The 17,578-nt window shown below is 70.3% G+C and carries 14 protein-coding genes and 4 pseudogenes; 12 read left to right on the plus strand and 6 right to left on the minus strand.

Going from position 1 to position 17,578, the window contains the following annotated elements:
- Position 1: 1 nt before the first annotated feature.
- Both ACZ5DC_RS37490 and ACZ5DC_RS37495 read left to right on the plus strand, forming a co-directional pair.
- Positions 2 to 940: a carbohydrate ABC transporter permease gene (locus tag ACZ5DC_RS37490; RefSeq protein WP_468660431.1), complete on the plus strand. Its 939-nt coding sequence runs from the start codon at positions 2 to 4 to the stop codon at positions 938 to 940.
- Between the two features lie 148 nt (positions 941 to 1,088).
- Positions 1,089 to 1,640: pseudogene (locus tag ACZ5DC_RS37495) on the plus strand (transposase); the annotation flags it as partial.
- A gap of 47 nt (positions 1,641 to 1,687) precedes the next feature.
- On the opposite strand, the gene ACZ5DC_RS37500 reads toward ACZ5DC_RS37495, so the two are convergent.
- From ACZ5DC_RS37500 to ACZ5DC_RS37520, 5 genes are all read right to left on the minus strand, one after another.
- The gene (locus tag ACZ5DC_RS37500) at positions 1,688 to 2,587 is read right to left on the minus strand and encodes a Gfo/Idh/MocA family protein (protein WP_468660433.1); all 900 of its coding nucleotides are present in this window, start codon (positions 2,585 to 2,587) and stop codon (positions 1,688 to 1,690) included.
- An 83-nt stretch (positions 2,588 to 2,670) separates the two neighbouring features.
- The gene (locus tag ACZ5DC_RS37505; RefSeq protein WP_468660434.1) at positions 2,671 to 3,873 is read right to left on the minus strand and encodes an ROK family transcriptional regulator; all 1,203 of its coding nucleotides are present in this window, start codon (positions 3,871 to 3,873) and stop codon (positions 2,671 to 2,673) included.
- 16 nt (positions 3,874 to 3,889) lie between these two features.
- A complete protein-coding gene (locus ACZ5DC_RS37510) occupies positions 3,890 to 4,756 on the minus strand; it encodes a carbohydrate ABC transporter permease (protein WP_366754651.1) in 867 nt (288 codons plus the stop codon).
- Positions 4,756 to 5,775 carry a carbohydrate ABC transporter permease gene (locus ACZ5DC_RS37515; RefSeq protein WP_468660435.1) on the minus strand — a complete coding sequence of 340 codons (1,020 nt, stop codon included), beginning with the start codon at positions 5,773 to 5,775 and terminating at the stop codon, positions 4,756 to 4,758. Before ACZ5DC_RS37515 ends, ACZ5DC_RS37510 begins: the two co-directional genes overlap by 1 nt.
- Before the next feature lie 31 nt (positions 5,776 to 5,806).
- Positions 5,807 to 7,210: an ABC transporter substrate-binding protein gene (locus ACZ5DC_RS37520; protein ID WP_468660436.1), complete on the minus strand. Its 1,404-nt coding sequence runs from the start codon at positions 7,208 to 7,210 to the stop codon at positions 5,807 to 5,809.
- 127 nt (positions 7,211 to 7,337) lie between these two features.
- Between ACZ5DC_RS37520 and ACZ5DC_RS37525 the strand changes: the two genes are divergently transcribed.
- The 6 genes and pseudogenes from ACZ5DC_RS37525 to ACZ5DC_RS37550 form a co-directional block, all read left to right on the plus strand.
- Positions 7,338 to 8,384, plus strand: a complete 1,047-nt coding sequence (locus ACZ5DC_RS37525; RefSeq protein WP_468660438.1) for a zinc-dependent alcohol dehydrogenase — start codon at positions 7,338 to 7,340, stop codon at positions 8,382 to 8,384.
- Between the two features lie 19 nt (positions 8,385 to 8,403).
- The gene (locus tag ACZ5DC_RS37530; RefSeq protein ID WP_468660440.1) at positions 8,404 to 9,204 is read left to right on the plus strand and encodes a sugar phosphate isomerase/epimerase family protein; all 801 of its coding nucleotides are present in this window, start codon (positions 8,404 to 8,406) and stop codon (positions 9,202 to 9,204) included.
- The gene (locus ACZ5DC_RS37535; protein WP_468660441.1) at positions 9,201 to 10,556 is read left to right on the plus strand and encodes an MGH1-like glycoside hydrolase domain-containing protein; all 1,356 of its coding nucleotides are present in this window, start codon (positions 9,201 to 9,203) and stop codon (positions 10,554 to 10,556) included. The genes ACZ5DC_RS37530 and ACZ5DC_RS37535 overlap by 4 nt, the downstream gene beginning before the upstream one ends.
- On the plus strand, positions 10,553 to 12,457 hold the full coding sequence (locus tag ACZ5DC_RS37540; RefSeq protein ID WP_468660443.1) for an amylo-alpha-1,6-glucosidase: 1,905 nt from the start codon (positions 10,553 to 10,555) through the stop codon (positions 12,455 to 12,457). Before ACZ5DC_RS37535 ends, ACZ5DC_RS37540 begins: the two co-directional genes overlap by 4 nt.
- A gap of 262 nt (positions 12,458 to 12,719) precedes the next feature.
- Positions 12,720 to 13,247, plus strand: a pseudogene (locus tag ACZ5DC_RS37545) (lamin tail domain-containing protein).
- Between the two features lie 316 nt (positions 13,248 to 13,563).
- Positions 13,564 to 13,712, plus strand: a pseudogene (locus ACZ5DC_RS37550) (Ku protein); the annotation flags it as partial.
- Positions 13,713 to 13,770: 58 nt separating this feature from the next.
- On the opposite strand, the gene ACZ5DC_RS37555 reads toward ACZ5DC_RS37550, so the two are convergent.
- Entirely contained in the window at positions 13,771 to 14,664 is an 894-nt protein-coding gene (locus ACZ5DC_RS37555; protein ID WP_468660445.1) for a helix-turn-helix domain-containing protein, read from the minus strand.
- Positions 14,665 to 14,748: 84 nt separating this feature from the next.
- Here ACZ5DC_RS37555 and vdcB point away from each other — a divergent pair, with 84 nt between their 5' ends.
- The 4 genes and pseudogenes from vdcB to ACZ5DC_RS37575 form a co-directional block, all read left to right on the plus strand.
- Entirely contained in the window at positions 14,749 to 15,342 is a 594-nt protein-coding gene (gene vdcB, locus ACZ5DC_RS37560; protein WP_468660447.1) for a non-oxidative vanillic acid decarboxylases subunit B, read from the plus strand.
- 29 nt (positions 15,343 to 15,371) lie between these two features.
- Entirely contained in the window at positions 15,372 to 16,799 is a 1,428-nt protein-coding gene (locus ACZ5DC_RS37565) for a non-oxidative hydroxyarylic acid decarboxylases subunit C (RefSeq protein WP_468660448.1), read from the plus strand.
- A 33-nt stretch (positions 16,800 to 16,832) separates the two neighbouring features.
- Positions 16,833 to 17,072: a non-oxidative hydroxyarylic acid decarboxylases subunit D gene (locus ACZ5DC_RS37570; protein ID WP_468660450.1), complete on the plus strand. Its 240-nt coding sequence runs from the start codon at positions 16,833 to 16,835 to the stop codon at positions 17,070 to 17,072.
- 113 nt (positions 17,073 to 17,185) lie between these two features.
- Positions 17,186 to 17,554, plus strand: a pseudogene (locus ACZ5DC_RS37575) (NF041680 family putative transposase); the annotation flags it as partial.
- Positions 17,555 to 17,578 lie beyond the last annotated feature (24 nt).

A 17,578-nucleotide genomic window follows, 5' to 3' on the forward strand; every position in this document is an offset into this window, starting at 1 on the left:
CATGACGTCAACCGAACTGTCGATCCGCACGCCACCGGCCCCGCAAACCCCGGGGGCTGCCCGACCCGCCGCCTCCCGCCGGCCCCGCCTGCGGGGCAACCACCTCGTCCTCGGTAACAGCAGACTGGCACGCATACTCGCCCTCACCGTGCTCTGCGTCCTGGCGCTGGTCTGGCTGCTTCCGATGCTGTGGGCAATGCTGACCGCCTTCAAGTCCGAGCAAGACGCCAGCGATGCTGATCACTGGGTGTGGCCGCGCCACGGTTGGACCCTGAAGGGCTTCAGCACCGTATGGGAGCGCGGCGACCTGCCGCTGTGGATGCTGAACAGCTTCCTGATCGCGGCGGCCGTCACCGTGATGACCGTTTTGGTGTCCGCGATGGCCGGCTACGCCTTCTCACGCACGCTCTTCGCCGGCCGCCGTCTCTTCTTCGCCCTCACCGTGGCCGCCGTGCTGGTGCCCCCGCAAATCCTTATTGTGCCGTGGTTCCGGCAGATGCTGAGCTTGCACCTGCTCGACACCTACGCCGCAGTGATCCTTCCTCAAACGGTGGCACCGGTGATGGTCTTCATCCTGAAGAAGCACTTCGACTCCCTGCCGCGTGAACTGGAGGAAGCCGCGCGCATTGACGGAGCGGGCCACTGGCGCATCTTCTGGTCCGTGCTGCTGCCGCTGTCGCGGCCGATGCTCGCGGCCGTGGCGATCTTTGTGTTCATCGGGGCCTGGAACAACTTCCTGTGGCCGTTCGTATCCACCTCGGACCCGGCCCTGATGACCCTTCCCGTTGGTATCACCTCGGTGAAGGACGCCTACGGCATCCAATACGCGCAGACCATGGCGTCCGCGGTTCTGGCCGCGCTACCCCTGGTGCTGGTGTTCCTCTTCTTCCAGCGCCAGATCGTCAAGTCGGTCGCGACCACAGGACTCGGCGGCCAGTGAGTCCGGAGACGACGCGAACCTAGTGCATCCAGATTGTCCGTGAGGGGCGGACGGAATTGGTTGGCCAGGAGCGCTCTCCGCACATGCAGGGGGGTGGGCAAGTGCCCACCCCCCTGCATGTGCCGTCTGATGGCTCGCAGCAGGCGGTACGGCGCTGGCTTATGGGCGGGACCTGATCGCTCCGTTGCAGCGCAAGAACGGCTGGGCCCTGGCCGAGGAGGCGGGCCATGGCGGCCCAGACCGTATCCAGCGGATGCTGAACCGGATCGAGTGGAACGCCGATGAGGTCCTGGACGATGTGCGCCACTACGTGGTCGACAACCTCGGTGACCGCGATGCGGTGCTCATCGTCGACGCCACCGTCGTCACTCGCTGTGCACTCGACCACCCCGTCCACGACCTGTTTCCCGGCCTGCCGCGCCGAAAGTGGAAATGCCGTTCCTACGGTGAGGGCGCCCACGGCCGACGGATCCACGACTGGGCCCGGGTCGAGGTGCGGCCCTGGCACCGCGAGGACCGCCGGCACTGGGTGCTCGTCCGCCGCAGCGTCAGCCGTCCCGAGGAGATCTCCTACGCGAAGCAGGAGTGCGGCCTGGACGACTACCAGGTCCGCCGCTATGCCGGATGGCACCGCCGCATGACCCTCGCCATGGATCAGACGCCTGACACCCCTGGAGCACATTCTGCACTGGTCACACTGGTGCCGACGTCGTCAGCACCAGGCCCGCGTCAGTCGTTGGACCGGGGTCACGGCGTCGTCCGGATCGCCTGGTCCATGAGGCGTTGCAGATACAGCCCGCGCGCTGCGTCGAGTTTCGTCGGCTGGTTCGTGCGTATGGCGGTGGCGAAGCTGCGGCGCAGGATCGGCCAGCACTCCTCGTGGTCGATCTCGGCTGTGTCGTAGGTCAACGTGGTTTCGGGGCCGAAGAGGTCGACCCGGGTGAGCGCGCGGTCGACGGCGACGGAACCGGACAGGGACGCCTGACTGACGGCCCCGTTCTCGTGCTCGCAGGTGAGTTCGATCCATCGGCGGGGGTCGCCGGAGCCGCGTATGGCGGTGATGGGTGAGACGGCGGTATCCAGGAGGTCGAGCAGATGCGGGCCGAGGTCGAGCAGCGCCCCGTACTCTAGGCGCCATCCCGTCGCGAAGTCGCCGCCGAGGAAGGCTCCGTGGAGGTAGCAGGAGCGGGCGCCGCTGATCGTGCGACCCCGCGCGGCGTCGAGGAAGGCGTCGGTGAGCGGATGGTAGCGCTTGGTGAGGACGAGTTGCGAGACCACGCCCGCGTCGAGCACGGCGTCGGCGACACGTTGTGCTGCGGGCAGATCCGGGCCGAGCGGCTTTTCCAGCAGCAGCGCTTTTCCCCGTCGCGCCGCGGACGGCGCCAGTTCAGCCTGTACGGCGGGGGGGACGGCGAACGCCACGGCCTCGCACCGGTCGAGGAGGTCGTCGAAGGAGGCGGCGACGTGTGCGCCGTAGGGTGCGGCGGTCTGCCGCGCGGCGTCGGGGCGGCGGGCCCACACCGCGGCGAGCCGGGTCTCCGGCCCGGCGGCGAGCATACGGGCGTGCATGGCCCGGGCCCAGGGGCCCGCGCCCACGAGGCCGACCTCGACGGGGCGGCCCGTCCAAGGGGCAGAGGTGACGATCACGGTCTTCCTGTCTGTACGAGTGTGCTGCGCGCGTGGGGCCCGGCAGCCCCGCTCGCCGTGGCGGATCCGCGTGGGCGGCCCGTTCAAGCGGTGAGTGAGCCGAGCCGGGCGTCGGCCCGGTCGGGGGAGTAGAGGATCTCGACGACCATGGCGGCCGCCCCTATGACGCCCGCGTGAGCGCCCAGGCGTGAGGTGACGACCTGGAGGTTCGCGGTGGCACGAGGGAACGCGCGCTGGTAGAGCAGCTCCCGGACACCGGTCATGAACGGGACCCCGGAGAGCTCGCCGGCGATCATGAGGACGCCGGGGTTGAGCAGGCTGACCACGGTCACCAGAACCTCGCCCGCCCTCCGCCCGGCCTCCCGGGCCAGCCGGACGGCGTCGGGGTGTCCTTCGGCGAGCAGGCGCCTGACATCGGCGGCCGACGCGGCGTCGAAACCGAGGGCGCTCAGGTCCCTCGCCAGCGCCCGGCCGCTGGCGACGGCGCCCAGGCAGCCGTGGGAGCCGCACATGCACAAGACGTCGATCCGGTCGTGCAGGCGGATGTGCCCGATGTCGCCGGCGCCGCCGTCGACCCCGCGGTACACCTTGCCGTCCACCACGACACCGGCGCCGATGCCGGTGGAAACCTTCACGAGGACGAACGCCGTGCAGTCCCGGTGATTGGCCTGCTGTTCGGCCAGTGCCATGAGGTTGGCGTCGTTGTCCACGAACACGGGGACGGGCCCCCCCTCCAGGCTCCCGCCGACGTGCTCGGCGTAGGCCTGCTGAAGACGCTCCGGGATGGGGTACCGGTCCCAGCCGGGCATGATCGGCGGTTGGATGACCCGGCCCGTCTCCCATTCCACGGGACCGGGGACGGACAGCCCGATCCCGCAGACGTGCCCCGCGTCGACTCCCGCGGCGGCGAGGAGGTCCGGGAACCACCCGGCCAGTCGGTCCAGCACCACCTCCGGCCCCTCGGTGATGTCCAGCGGCCCGGTGTTCTCGGCGAGGATCGTGCCGCTGAGATCGAGGACCGCGGCGCGGGCGTATCTGGTTTCCAGGTCCACGGCGATGACCGAGGCGTGCCTCGGGTCGAACACGATCCGCTGGGACGGACGGCCTCCGGTGGAGGAACCCGTCACGTGCCTGAGCCATCCCGCCCGGTTGAGCAGGTCCAGTCGCTGGCCGACGGTCGAACGCGAGAGCCCGGTGATCCGCTGGAGATCGGCGCGGGTGTTCGCGTGGCCGCTGCGGATGAGCTGCAACAGCTCGCCCGCGCTGATCTGGCTCGGTGTCAGCATCGGTTCCCTCATGGTCTCAGCTCTTGTCGGCACCGCTGGTCAAACCCTCGGTGAGCAGCCGCTCGGCGGCGAAGAACAGGAGTACCACGGGGATCGTCAGGACCACCGATCCGGCCATCAGTACGGTCTTCGGCACCTCGACGCCGTTGGAGAGCTGGGCCAGGCCCAGCGGCACCGTCCACTTGCCCGGGTCCGCGGCGAGGAAGAGCAGGGCGAACAGGAACTCGTTCCACGCGATCATGAAGACGTACAGCCCGGTCGCCATGAGGGAGGGCAGGGCCAGGGGAAGAACCACCTTGCGGACGGTCTGCAGCCGGCTGCACCCGTCGAGCGCCGCAGCCTCCTCGATCGAGGGGGGAATGGTGACGAGGTAGTTCTTCAGCATGTAGATGGCCACCGGCACGGTCTGGGCGACGTAGACGACGGCGAGGCCGAACAGGCTGGAGGACAGGTGCAGTTTGGCGAAGACGACGAACAGCGGGACGGCCAGCAGCGTCGCAGGGAACAGGTAGACGGCGAGGAAGAGGGCGCTGACCTGGCGGTGCCCGAAGAACTTCAACCGGCTGATCGCGTAGGCGCCGGGCACCGCGGCCAGCATGGTCAGGGCGACGGTGCCGAGCGAGACCAGCGCGGAGTTGAGCAGGAACTTCAGGAAGCCCTGGCCACCGTCGTCGGTGGAGCGCAGCACGTCGCGGTACGTGGAGAGGGTGAAGTCCTTCGCCGAGACCCACAGGGAGCCCGGGTCGAGCAGCAGCGCGTCGATCGGCTTCAGCGACAGCAGCAGCATGTAGTAGAAGGGCACCACCGTGATCACGGCGAGGAACGCGATGACCACCCAGCGCGCGACGCCGAAGAATCTCTCCTCGAACTGAGCCCGGCTCATCACGACTCCTCCTGGACCTTGTTGCCGAAGAACTTGAAGTAGAGGCCCATCAGGACCATGAGCGAGACGGCCAGGACCAGGGCCTGGGCGGCCGCGGCACCCACGTCGTAACGGGCGGTGAGGAAGTCGTAGACCCGCACGGCGGCGACGTCGGTACCGGCGCCGCCGCCGGTCAGCAGGTAGACGTCGTCGAACTTGTTGAAGGTCAGGATGAAGCGCAGCACGCACAGCAGCGCGATGACGGGCATCAGCTGGGGCAGCAGAATGTGGCGGAAGCGCTGGGTGGTGGTCGCGCCGTCCACCAGGGCGGCCTCCTCCAGCCCGCCAGGCACCGCCTGGAGCCGGGCCAGGATGAACAGGAACGCGAAGGGGAAGTACCGCCAGGTCTCGAAGGCGATGACGGTCAGCAGCGCCAGCGGCACGTCGAAGTGCAGGCCGAGCAGGTGCACTTCGTACGAGCGGGTGGACAGGAAGGCGATCGGATCGTCCCAGCCGAACAGGCGGTGGCCCCAGTTGTTGACCACGCCGTACTGGGGGCTGAGCGCGACCTCCCAGACGAAGGAGACCGCGACGACGGGGGCGACGTACGGCAGCAGCATCGCCGCGCGCAGCAGGCCGCGGCCGCGGAACGGCTTGCGCAGGGCGAGCGCGGCGACCAGGCCGAGGGCGACGGAGCCGAACGTGGCGCCGGCGGTGTACAGCAGGGTTGTGCTCAGGCTGGACCAGAAACCGGCCGAGCCGAAGACCTGGTCGAAGTTGTCCAGGGTCCAGTTGCCGAACAGGCCCATGCCCTGGATGTCGACCAGCTTGGCGTGCTGGAACGCCAGCAGGACGGTCCACAGGATGGGGAGGATCACCACCACCAGGACCACCACGAACGTGGGGGAGACGAACGCGAGGCCGGCGCGGTTGGCGCGGCGGCTCGCCGTCATGGGGCGGCGGGCGCGTTCGGCGGGCCGGTCCGTGGACCTGCCGCCGGTGTGCCGGCGCTGGGGTGTGCCGGCTGGAGCTGTTGTCATGAGGGGACCTTTGTAACGTGCAGGAGGGCGGCTACTGAAGGGACTTCTGCAGGGCGGTGACCTCGTCGTCGGCCTCGCCGGCCGCCTCGGAGGGGGAGACCTGTCCGCTGGTCATGGCGCCGATGGCCTTCGGTACGGGCAGTTCGCCGTTGGTGGCGCCGACGAGCGCGCCCTCGCCCTGGGTGATGCCCCAGCGCCGCATGTTGCTGACGCCGGCGGCCAGCTGGTTGAGCAGGCTGGCGGGATAGACCTTGTCGAACGGCTGTTTAGTGTCGACGCCGATGCTGCTGTGGCGCCAGGCCTCCAGGTAGCGCACGGGCTGTGCGGCGGTGCCGGTCCGGACGGGGATCTTGCCCTCGGGCGCCATGCCGAACCAGGACTCGTAGCCGGTTTCCATCATGTACTCGATGAACTCGCGGGAGGCCGCCGTCTCGGCGGTCTTGGTGGTCACCCATGAGGTGATCTCGCCGAACTGGGCGGGCTCGGCGGCGTCGGGACCCTTCATCGCGGTGACGATGCCGCTGTTGCGCGCCAGGTACCGCGGGTCGTCCTTGCACTGCGGGCAGCTGGGCAGGGCGTCCTTGCGCAGGCCGGCGAGTTCGTCCAGGAGGAACGAGGACCAGATGATCGCGGAGGACTGGCCGGCGAAGTAGGTGGCGCGGGTAGAGTCCACGGTCTGGGTGCCCGGGGCGCCGTAGGTGCGGGCCAGCTCGTCGTAGGTCTTGAACGCGGTTCGGCACTGCGGCGACTCGAGGGCGACCTGGTGCCGGCCGTCGACGAGCTGGCAGTCGTCGGCGAGTGCGATGCTCTCGAAGCTCTGCGAGGTGAAGGCGTCTCCCGGGTCGGTGGCCACGGAGATGCCGTAGCGCCCCTTGGCGGTCAGCGCCTTGGCGCCGGCGACTGCCCGGGCGTAGGTGTCCGGAGCCTGGAGGTGCTTCGAGTCGAACTGGTCCTTGCGGTAGACCAGCAACTGCAGCCAGGCGTCGGAGGGCACGCCGAGGCTCCGGCCGCTGTCCGAGGTGAGCCTGAGCGCGTTGGCGTTGAAGGTTTTCCGGCCCAGCCCGTCGATGATCTGCCGAGGTATGTCTGTGTTGAGCAGGCCGTTGCTGTACATCTGCCAGACCTGGCCCATGGGCGCGGCGCCGATGACGTCGGGCAGCGAGCCCGAGGCGGCGGCCGACATGATCAACTGGGGCATCTGGCCCTCGTCGACCCCGACGAGATGGACCTTGATACCGGTCTTCTCTTCGAACCCCTTGACGATCCTCTGCGTCACGGCGACGCGATCAGGGAGGTTCTCCTGTGACCAGACCGTAATCTCCCGGTCGGGTCTGCCCGGTCCTGTGCTGCTGGCGCAACCAGTGAGCAGCCCCAGGCCCAAGGCCGCCGTGATGCCCACCGCGATCGTCTTCGATCGCCGGCTCATGGTGTGCATTGCATGTCCTTGCTACGACTTCCGTCTGTTGAAGACGCATCACAGCATCACTTTTGCTGGTTGACAAGACATAAGCTCGGGATATTGTCGACGCAACCGCACTCGCAACCCCCTTCCGGAGTCATCCGTGGAACGCGTCGTCCAATTCACCGGCCCCCGCCAGGTGGAGGTAACCGAGCAGGCCGGAGCCGATCTGCCCCCCGGGCACCTGAGGGTCCGCACCCGCTACTCGGGCATCTCGGCCGGTACCGAACTCACCGCCTACCGCGGGACCAACCCGTACCTGACGCGGACCTGGGACCCCGAGGCCCGGCTGTTCCGCGACGGCGCGGCCGGCATCCAGTACCCCGTGGCCGGCTGGGGCTACTCCGAGGTCGGGGAGGTCGTCGAAGCCGCCCCCGACCTGACCGGGACCCCGGGCCTGCCGCAAGCGGGCGACCTGGTCTGGGGCATCTGGGGCCACCGCAGCGAGGGCATCGTCCCCGCCGAGCGCATGATCGGCCACACCCTGCCCGCTGGCCTGGAGCCGCTGGCCGGCGCCTTCGCCCGGGTCGGCGCCATCGCCTACAACGCCGTCCTGGCCGGCGACATCCACCTCGGCGAGGACGTCGCCGTCTTCGGCCAGGGCGTCATCGGACTGCTCACCACCCGCCTCGCCCAACTCAACGGCGCCCGCGTCACCGCCGTCGACGCCCTCGACAGCCGCCTGAAGACGGCCGAGCGCTACGGAGCCCGGCACACCCTCAACGCCCGCACCGACGAGGTCGCCGAACGCATCCGGGAAGCCACCGGCGGCCTCGGCGCCGACCTCGCCATCGAGATCAGCGGCGCCTACCCCGCCCTGCACACCGCGCTGCGCTCGGTCGCCGTCGGCGGCCGGGTGGTGGCCTCCGGCTTCTACCAGGGCGACGGAATCGGCCTGCGCCTCGGCGACGAGTTCCACCACAACCGCGTGCAGCTCATCTGCTCCCAGATCGGCGGCGTCCCCCCGCAGCTGTCCCACCGCTGGACCGTGGAGCGCCTCCAGCAGACCTTCCTGCGGCTGGTCGCCGAGGGCCAGGTGGACGTCACCTCCCTGGTCAGCCACGTCATCCCGGTCGCCGACGCCGCCGACGCCTACGTGCTGCTCGACGAGCGCCCCGCCGAGGCGCTGCAGGTCGTGCTGGAATTCTGAACGCTCCGAAAGGCCCCTCATGCTCAAGACCGCGGCGCAGGAACAACTCCTGCCCGGAGACACCCTGCAGGCCAAGTGGGAGTTCGCCCAGCAGGCGGGCTACGACGCCATCGAACTGCGCGGCAAGGGCGACTTCCACTTCGCCTCCCGCCTCGACGAACTGAAGAAGGCCCGCAAGGACGGCGTGGTCATGCCCACCGTGTGCGTCGACATGCTGCACTTCCTCGGCGCCTTCGACGCGGACCTGCGCCGCGACGCCGTCGACCAGATGAAATCCCAGCTCACCGTCATCGCGGAGATCGGCGGCCGGGGCGCCCAGACCCCGGCCTCGTACGGCATGTTCTCCCGCCGTCTGCCGCCCTTCGAACCCCCGCGCACCGAGGAAGAGGACCGCGAGGTCCTGCTCAGCGGCCTGACCGAACTCGGCGAACACGCCCGCAGGGAAGGTGTGACCCTCTTCCTGGAGCCGCTGAACCGGTACGAGGACCACATGGTCAACCGGCTGGAGCAGGCCGCCGACCTGATCCGCGCCACCGGCCTGGATTCGATCAGGATCGGCATCGACAGCTATCACATGAACATCGAGGAGAGCGACCCCGCGGCCGCGATCCTCGCGCACGCCGACGTCATCGGCCACGCCCAGGTCTCCGACTCCAACCGCTTCCAGCCCGGAGCCGGCCACCTCGACTGGTCCGCCTGGCTCGGCGCCCTGCACACCATCGGCTACGACGGGCACCTCGCCCTCGAGTGCCGGCTGACCGGCGACCCCGTCGAAGCCGTCCGGTCCGTCCCCGCGTTCCTCAAGAGGTCCGGCGCGTGAAGTCCCTTCTGGACCGACCCGCGCCCACCGCCGCCGCAGACCTGACCCTGCGGCGCGGTGCGGCGCGGGTCCTCATCGACAACTGGACCGGCGCCTCGACCGTTCCGTCCCGCACCCTCTACCCCCACCAGTGGAGCTGGGACTCCGCCTTCATCGCCATCGGCCTGCGTCACCTCTCGGTCCGCCGCGCCCAGCAGGAGCTGGAGTCACTGCTGTCCGCCCAGTGGGCCGACGGACGCATACCTCACATCGTCTTCAACCCTGCCGTACCGGACGACGCCTACTTCCCCAGCCCCGACTTCTGGCGCTCCTCCGCCGCCGGGCGGGCGGCGGGCGCGCCGGCGGCACCCGAGACGTCCGGCATCGTCCAGCCACCAGTGCACGCCCTGGCGGCCTGGCTCGTGCACCGCGCCGACCCCGAGGAATCCCGCCGGCGCGGCTTCCTCACCCGAGTCCGCCCCCGCCTCGCCGCCTGGCACGACTACCTCCTGGGCCAACGTGACCTCGGCGGTGGCGGACTAGCCGCCGTGGTCCACCCCTGGGAACCGGGCATGGACAACAGCCCCTGCTGGGACCAGGCCCTCGTACGCGTGGAACCGGCGGCTCCGGACGCCTTCCGTCGTGCCGACCTCAACCACGGCCATCCCGCGGACAGGCCCACCGACCTGGACTACGGCCGCTACGTCCGCCTGGTCACCGACTACCGCGACGCCGGCTACGACGACCGCGCCGCCCGGCACGCCTTCGCGGTGGAAGACCCCTGCTTCAACGCCCTGCTGATCGTCAGCGAACGGGCCCTGGCGGCCATGGCACGGGAGACCGGAGCGGACGCCTCGGCGCACTCCGCCCGCGCCGACGCCCTCACCCGGCACCTGGTGACCCGTCTGTGGGACGACAACGCGGGTCTGTTCCGCGTCCGCGACCTGGTCACCGACACCCTGGTCGGGGAGGACTCCGTCGCCGGCCTGGTACCGCTCCTCGCCCCTCACCTGCCGCCGCACGTCGTCAGCCGCCTCGTCGACACCCTCACCGGCCCGCGCTTCGACGCACCGGCCACCCAGCTCGTCCCGAGCTACGCCCTGACCGGCCACGCCTTCGACGCCCAGCGCTACTGGCGCGGCCCCGCCTGGTTCAACACCGCCTGGCTGATCCACCGCGGTCTGCGCACGCACGGCCGGGAACAGGACGCCGAACGGCTGCGGCGGGGATTCCTCAGCGAGGCGGGACGGTCCGACTTCGCCGAGTACGTCGACCCGACCACCGGTGCTGCCCGGGGCGCCCGGCACTTCTCCTGGACCGCCGCCCTCACGCTCGACCTGCTGTGCGCCGACCCCAAGGAGCCCACCCCATGACCCCGGCCGACACCCTCGTCCAACTCGTGCGGGACGCCACCTTCGCCCGTGTCGACACCACCGGGGGCATCCACGGCACCCACGGCACCGCACCCGACGGACTGTTCCTGCGCGACGGCCGCCACCTCAGCCGCTGGCACCTGACCGTCGACGGCACCGAACCCGTCGCCCTGGTGCCCGCCGACGCCACGACGGACGACACCGCCGTCTGCGTCCTGACCCCGAGCGCCACCCGGGACAACCCGCCCGCCTACACCGTCTTCCGCGAACAGTCCGTCGGTGCAGGGGAGTTCACCGAACACCTGCGCCTGGTCAGCAACCGTCCCGAGCCGGTCACCGCCCTGGTGGAGATCACCGCCGACGCCGACTTCGCCGACCTGTTCGAACTGCGCGCGGACGACCGCCGCTACGCCAAGCCCGGTGCCCGCCGCGAGAGCCAGCACACCGACGACGGACTGGTCTTCGACTACCGCCGCGACGACTGGCACTCCCGGACCACCGTCGTCAGCCACCCGCCGCCCACCGGTCACGACACCGTCGAGGACCTGCCCACCGCCCGCACGCTGCGGTGGGAGCTGCCGCTCGCCGCGCACGGCGAAGCCGAACTCCGTCTCACCGTCCGCGCGTTGCCGCACGGACTGCCGGCCGGTGCTCCCGCCGTGCCACGGCCGCGGCGACAGACCACGGCGCCGGCCGACGACCTGGCCCGCACCTGCGAACGGGGCCTCGCCGACGTGGACCTGCTGACCATCGCGGTCACCGGCCTGGACGGCGAGGAGGTCGCCGTCCCCGCCGCCGGCATCCCGTGGTTCCTCACCCTCTTCGGCCGCGATTCACTGCTGACGTCGTACTTCCTGCTGCCCGAGCGGCCGGGGACGGCAGCCGCCACACTGAGCGCCCTCGCGGCGACCCAGGGCCGTCTCCACGACCCCGTGAGCGGCGAACAGCCCGGACGCATCGTGCACGAGACCCGTCACGGTGAACTCGCGCACTTCCGGCAGGTCCCCTACGGCCGCTACTACGGCGCCGTCGACGCCACACCGCTCTTCCTCGTCCTGCTCCACGCCCACTACGAGACGACCGGCGACTCGTCCCTGGCCGTTGGGCTGGAGCAGCACGCCCGGCGAGCCGTCGACTGGATGTTCACCGACGGCGGCCTGGACGAACACGGCTACCTCGTCTACCAGCCCGACCCGAACGGCCTGGTCAACCAGAACTGGAAGGACTCGGCAGGCGCCATCTGCTTCACCGACGGCACACAGGCCCAGGGCCCCATCGCCGTCTCGGAAGCCCAGGGCTACGCCTACGACGCCCTGGTCCGCACCGCCGAACTGGCCGCCGCGGTCTGGCAGGACCCGTCCTACGCCGGCCGCCTGCGCGAAGCCGCCGAAGGGCTGCGCACCCGTTTCGTCACCGACTTCTGGATGCCGGACACCGACTTCCCCGCCCTGGCCCTGGACGGCCGGGGACGCCAGGTCGACGCCCTCGCCTCCGACGCCGGCCACCTCCTGTGGTCCGGGATCCTCGACCCGGCACGCGCCCGCCGGGTCGGACAGCGGCTGCTGGAGCCGGACTTCCACTCCGGCTGGGCGATCCGCACGCTCGCCGCGGGCCAGAAGCCCTACCACCCGCTGTCCTACCACCGCGGCAGCGCCTGGCCGCACGACAACGCAGTCATCGCGCTCGGCCTGGCCCGGTACGGACTCGCCGACCAGGTCCGCGCGGTCGTGGACGGTCTGGTGGCGGCGGCAGCGCCCTACGGGTACCGCCTGCCCGAGGTGCTGGCCGGCTACGACCGTACGGCCACGGTCCGCCCGGTGCCCTACCCCCACTCGTGTTCCCCGCAGGCCTGGGCCGCGGCGACCCCGCTCGCCCTGCGAACGGCGTTGCGAATGGTGTGAAGCCGGCAACTCCCCACGGACGCGCGCGGCCGGGTCGGTGCCCGGGACGACGACCTGGACGCCGGTGCCGGCGTACGTCTTCGGCGTCAACGTGAGCAGGTACCGGCCGGCGGGGTGCGCGGCTGACCGGCTGCGCACCAGCACAACGCACCGGGCTGAACCGTGGCTTCGATGCCGCGGGTTGGGCTGGGCGTGCGCACCTTGAAGGGGGACCTCTGTGTCCGTTTCTTCTTCCGTCCGTCGTCTGACCGCCCTCGCCGGTGTGGCCGCTGCGGTGGTGGGGGCGGTGGCGCCGCCGGCTTCGGCCGCCGACCACCACGGCCGCCAGTACCGCCCGGCGGTGTAGTACGGCTCCCCGGGCCGGGACGACCGTTCCAACTGCTCGCTGAACGGCGAATGGGTGGAGCTCACCCATGACTCGCGGCGGGCGGTGAATCTGGACGGCTGGACCCTCTCCGACAAGGACGGCCACACCTACACCTTCGACCACTACCGGCTGAACGGCCGCGCGACCGTCCGCGTCCACACCGGCATCGGTCGCGACACCAGGTCGGACGTGTACCAGGACCGGCGGGCGGATGTGTGGGACAACCACTCCGACACCGCGACCCTGCGCGACGACCGCGACTGGCTTGTCGACGAGGTGTCCTGGGGTTACGACCGCGACCGCCGCGGCGACGACCGGCACCGCGGCGGCGACGACCGCGGTGACGGCTGGCGTCATGGCGGCGGACACCGGGGTGACGGCTGGCGCCACGGCGATGACCACCGTGACGGACACCGCGACTGACCTCGCGCGGCGGTAGATGACGCCGGGGTGGGTCGCCTCGTGCGGGGCGGCCCACCTTCCATGACGCGCATGGCTGAGTCAGCCGGGGGCGGTAGCCGTCCCTCGCTGTGCGGGCGCGCGCAGGCGTTCGGGGGCCGGCCGCGACACCACCGCCCAGTGGGCGTTCACAACGCACCCAGCGGAGTGCCCTCTTGCCGGCCCACGCACACTGAGCCGAACGGGTGGCCCGATCACGGGCCGGCTGCGTACGCCACGCGGGCCGGGCGCGGGTGTGCGGACAGATGCGGGCCGCTGACGGCGTTCATGGGCTGGAAGTGTGCCGATCCAGGTGGTCGGCGCCACAGAGGACCACAGCATCCGGTTCACCAGTACCACGTGACCGACCAGGGACGGGTCCGCTACCACGAGGTGTGCGAGCTGGAGGACCGCGAGGTCTCCCAGGAGGAGATCGGCAAGGGATACGAGCCGACCAATGTGCAGGCGACAGAGCCGCCGGCGCACCCACCTTGCCTCGCGCTGAGTATCACCTGAGGTCCCTACCGCCGCGGAACGCCCCCGGCGTCACGCCCGTCCGCAGCCGGAAGAATTTGGTGAAGTCGCTGGCGTCGACGAAGCCGAGGCGGTCCGCGACCTCTTTGGCCATCAGGCCGCTGTGCCGCAGCAGTCGCTTGGCCTCCAGCAGCAACCGGTCGTCGACGTACTGCTTGGCCGTGCGGCCGGTCGCGGCGGACGTGGCCCGGGTCAGCGTGCGCGGACTGTAGCCGAGCGCCACCGCGTAGTCCTGCACGCGGCGGGTCATCGCGTGGTCTCGCTCCACGGCCGCGTGGAAGCGGCGGAACACCTCGGACGAGGCGGCGGCACCCGGTGCCGGACCGCGGGCCTGCGCGAGACGCATCACCAGGACGGACAGCAGGGCGCGCAGCACTTCGGTGTGTGTCTCCAGCGGCAGCGAGGCCAGCTGGCCGTACTCGTATCCGAGATGGTCGAGGGCTCGGCGCACGCCCTCCGCGTCCGGGCCCTCGGGCGTGAGAGGCCGCTGCTCATACGGCGGGTCCATGTGCGCCGCCGCCACGGTCGCGGGCGGCAGGAATCCCGCTTCGAACAGCACGATCACCCCGTCCGCGGACCTCAGATCCGGGCCGAACCGCTGTACCTGTCCCGGCCGGATCCACAGCCACGATCCCGGCCGCAGTTCGTACTCGACGAAGTCCACCGCCATCACCAGCGGCCGGTCGCGGGCGCCGATCAGCTGGTGGAAGGACGGGCGCAGCGGCGCGTACGGGTCGTTGCCGTGGCGGCGTGCCCGCTCGTACAGGGCGGCGAGCTCCATCACCTCGACCCCGGCCGGTGCGCCGACGGCCGGGGTGTAAGCCAGGTCCCTGACGTCGGGCGGCCGATCCTGTCCGTTTTTCCCCATCGCGAGTCCCGAGCGTACCGCCACCGCGGCCGGATCGCCTCTTAGCGTGAAAGCACAGGTCAGCAACGTGTGAGGAGTGGTCCTGTGCGGTTGGTCGTGGGAGTGACCGGGGCGACGGGCGCCCCGTTCGGTGTCCGGCTCCTGGAGAATCTGCGCGAGCTGCCGGACGTGGAGACGCATCTCGTCCTGTCCCGGTGGGCGCGCACGACGATCGAGCTGGAGACCAGTCTGTCCGTGGCCGAGGTGTCCGCACTCGCGGATGTCACGCACCACCCCGACGACCAGGGCGCCACCATCTCATCCGGCTCCTTCCGCACTGACGGCATGGTGATCGTGCCGTGTTCGATGAAGACCCTCGCCGGGATCAGGACCGGGTACGCGGAGGGCCTGGTCGCGCGCGCCGCCGATGTCGTGCTGAAGGAGCGGCGCAGACTCGTCCTGGTCCCGCGAGAGACCCCGCTGAGCGAGATCCATCTTCAGAACATGCTGGAACTCGCCCGGATGGGCGTGCAGTTGGTGCCGCCCATGCCCGCCTTCTACAACCATCCGCGCACCGTCGACGACATCGTCGACCACGTGGTGGCCCGCATCCTCGACCAGTTCGAGCTGCCCGCGCCCGCCGCGCGGCGCTGGGCCGGAATGCGCGCGGCCCGCACCGCTGCCCGCGACGCCGCCTGACATCCGATACCCCCGTGAAGGAGTTCCCCGTGGCTTATGACGATCTGCGCAGCTTCCTCGACACCTTGGACAAGCAGGGGCAGCTGCTGCGCATCTCCGACGAGGTGTTGCCCGAACCCGATCTCGCGGCCGCCGCCAACGCGACGGGCCGCATCGGCGAGAACGCCCCCGCCCTCTACTTCGACAACGTCAAGGGCTTCACCGACGCCCGGATCGCAATGAACGTGCACGGTTCCTGGGCCAACCACGCGCTCGCACTCGGACTGCCGAGGAACACACCGGTCAAGGAACAGGTGGAGGAGTTCGCGCGGCGCTGGGACGCCTTCCCCGTCGCGCCCGAGCGCCGCGAGGACGCGCCCTGGCGCGACAACACCCAGGAGGGCGACGCCGTCGACCTCTTTTCGGTGCTCCCGCTGTTCCGCCTCAACGACGGCGACGGCGGCTTCTACCTCGACAAGGCCGCCGTCGTCTCCCGCGACCCCGAGGATCCCGGCCACTTCGGCAAGCAGAACGTCGGCACGTACCGCATCCAGGTGATCGGCACCAACCGGCTCGCCTTCCAGCCGGTCCCCATGCACGACGTCGCACAGCACCTCCGCAAGGCCGAGGAGAAGGGCGAGGACCTGCCCATCGCCATCACTCTCGGCAACGACCCGGTGATGGCGATCGTCGCCGGGATGCCGATGGCCTACGACCACAGCGAGTACGAGATGGCCGGCGCACTGCGCCAGGCACCCGCTCCGATCGCCACCGCGCCGCTCACCGGCTTCGACGTGCCCTGGGGCAGCGAGGTCGTCATCGAAGGCGTCATCGAGTCGCGCAAGCGGCAGATAGAAGGCCCCTTCGGCGAGTTCACCGGCCACTACTCGGGCGGGCGCCGCATGCCCGTCATCCGCGTCGACCGCGTCTCCTTCCGTACGAACCCGGTCTTCGAATCGCTCTACCTCGGCATGCCGTGGACCGAGTGCGACTACCTCGTCGGCCCCAACACGTGCGTGCCGCTGCTCAAGCAGCTGCGCGCCGAGTTCCCCGAAGTGCAGGCCGTCAACGCCATGTACACACACGGCCTCATGGTGATCATCTCCACGGCCAAGCGGTACGGCGGTTTCGCCAAGGCCGTCGGCATGCGCGCCATGACGACACCGCACGGACTCGGCTATGTGTCCCAGGTGATCCTCGTCGACGAGGACGTGGACCCCTTCAACCTGCCGCAGGTCATGTGGGCGATGTCGGCCAAGGTCAACCCGAAGGACGACGTTGTCGTCATCCCCAACCTGTCCGTCTTGGAGCTGGCCCCGGCGGCCCAACCCGCCGGCATCACCAGCAAGATGATCATCGACGCGACGACGCCGGTATCGCCGGACGTCCGCGGCAACTTCTCCACACCCGCCAAGGACCTGCCGGAGACCGCGCAGTGGGCGGCCCGGCTGCAGAGCATGCTCGCAGGCCGCGCCTGAACGACCTCCCAGCTCCCCTGAAAGGACACCCCCATGAGCAATCCGCCTGCCGAGTGCCCCCGCTGTGCCTTCGACACGGTCGCCCGGCTCGCCACCTCACCCGTCCCCGGGGTGTGGGACGTGCTCCAGTGCGGCCGCTGCCTGTACACCTGGCGTACGACCGAGCCCGCTCGCCGTACGCGGCGCGACGCCTACCCCGAGAACTTCAAGCTGACGCCGGCCGACATCGCGAACGCGATGGAAGTCCCGACGGTGCCACCGCTTCTCAAGTAGCGCCTTCGCCGCTAGCGCCCCGACTGCTGCCGCGCACCACCAGGTGCGCGGTTGCTCGGCCCGCGTCGCGTCCGGCTGCCCGCCCGGCATCAGGTGGACGGGCAGCCGCGGCGCGGCGATGCAAGCAGACATTGGGCTGGACGACTCCCGGACTCCGCGAGCCGGCCGCCGCCGACCGCTGGACCTGGCTGCTCATCGCCGCCCACACCCAGCTCCGCCTGGCCCGGCCCCTTGCCGAGGACCTTCGCAGACCCTGGGAGCGGCCCGCACGCCAAGGACGTCTCACCCCTGCCCGGGTCCGCCGAGGATTTCGCCGCCTCCACGGCAAGGCACCTCAACCGGCCGGTGCACCGAAACCCAGCACGGCAGGTCCGGGCCGACCAATCGGCATGAAGAACAAGCGCCGAGCACGCGAGCACACCGTCGGGAAACAGGGGCAACCGGACCTCATGGCAACCATCACAAGCAGCAGACCTGGATAAACGTCTAGCCAAGTTGTGGAGGCC

Source organism: Streptomyces sp. NPDC031445 (assembly GCF_055581365.1).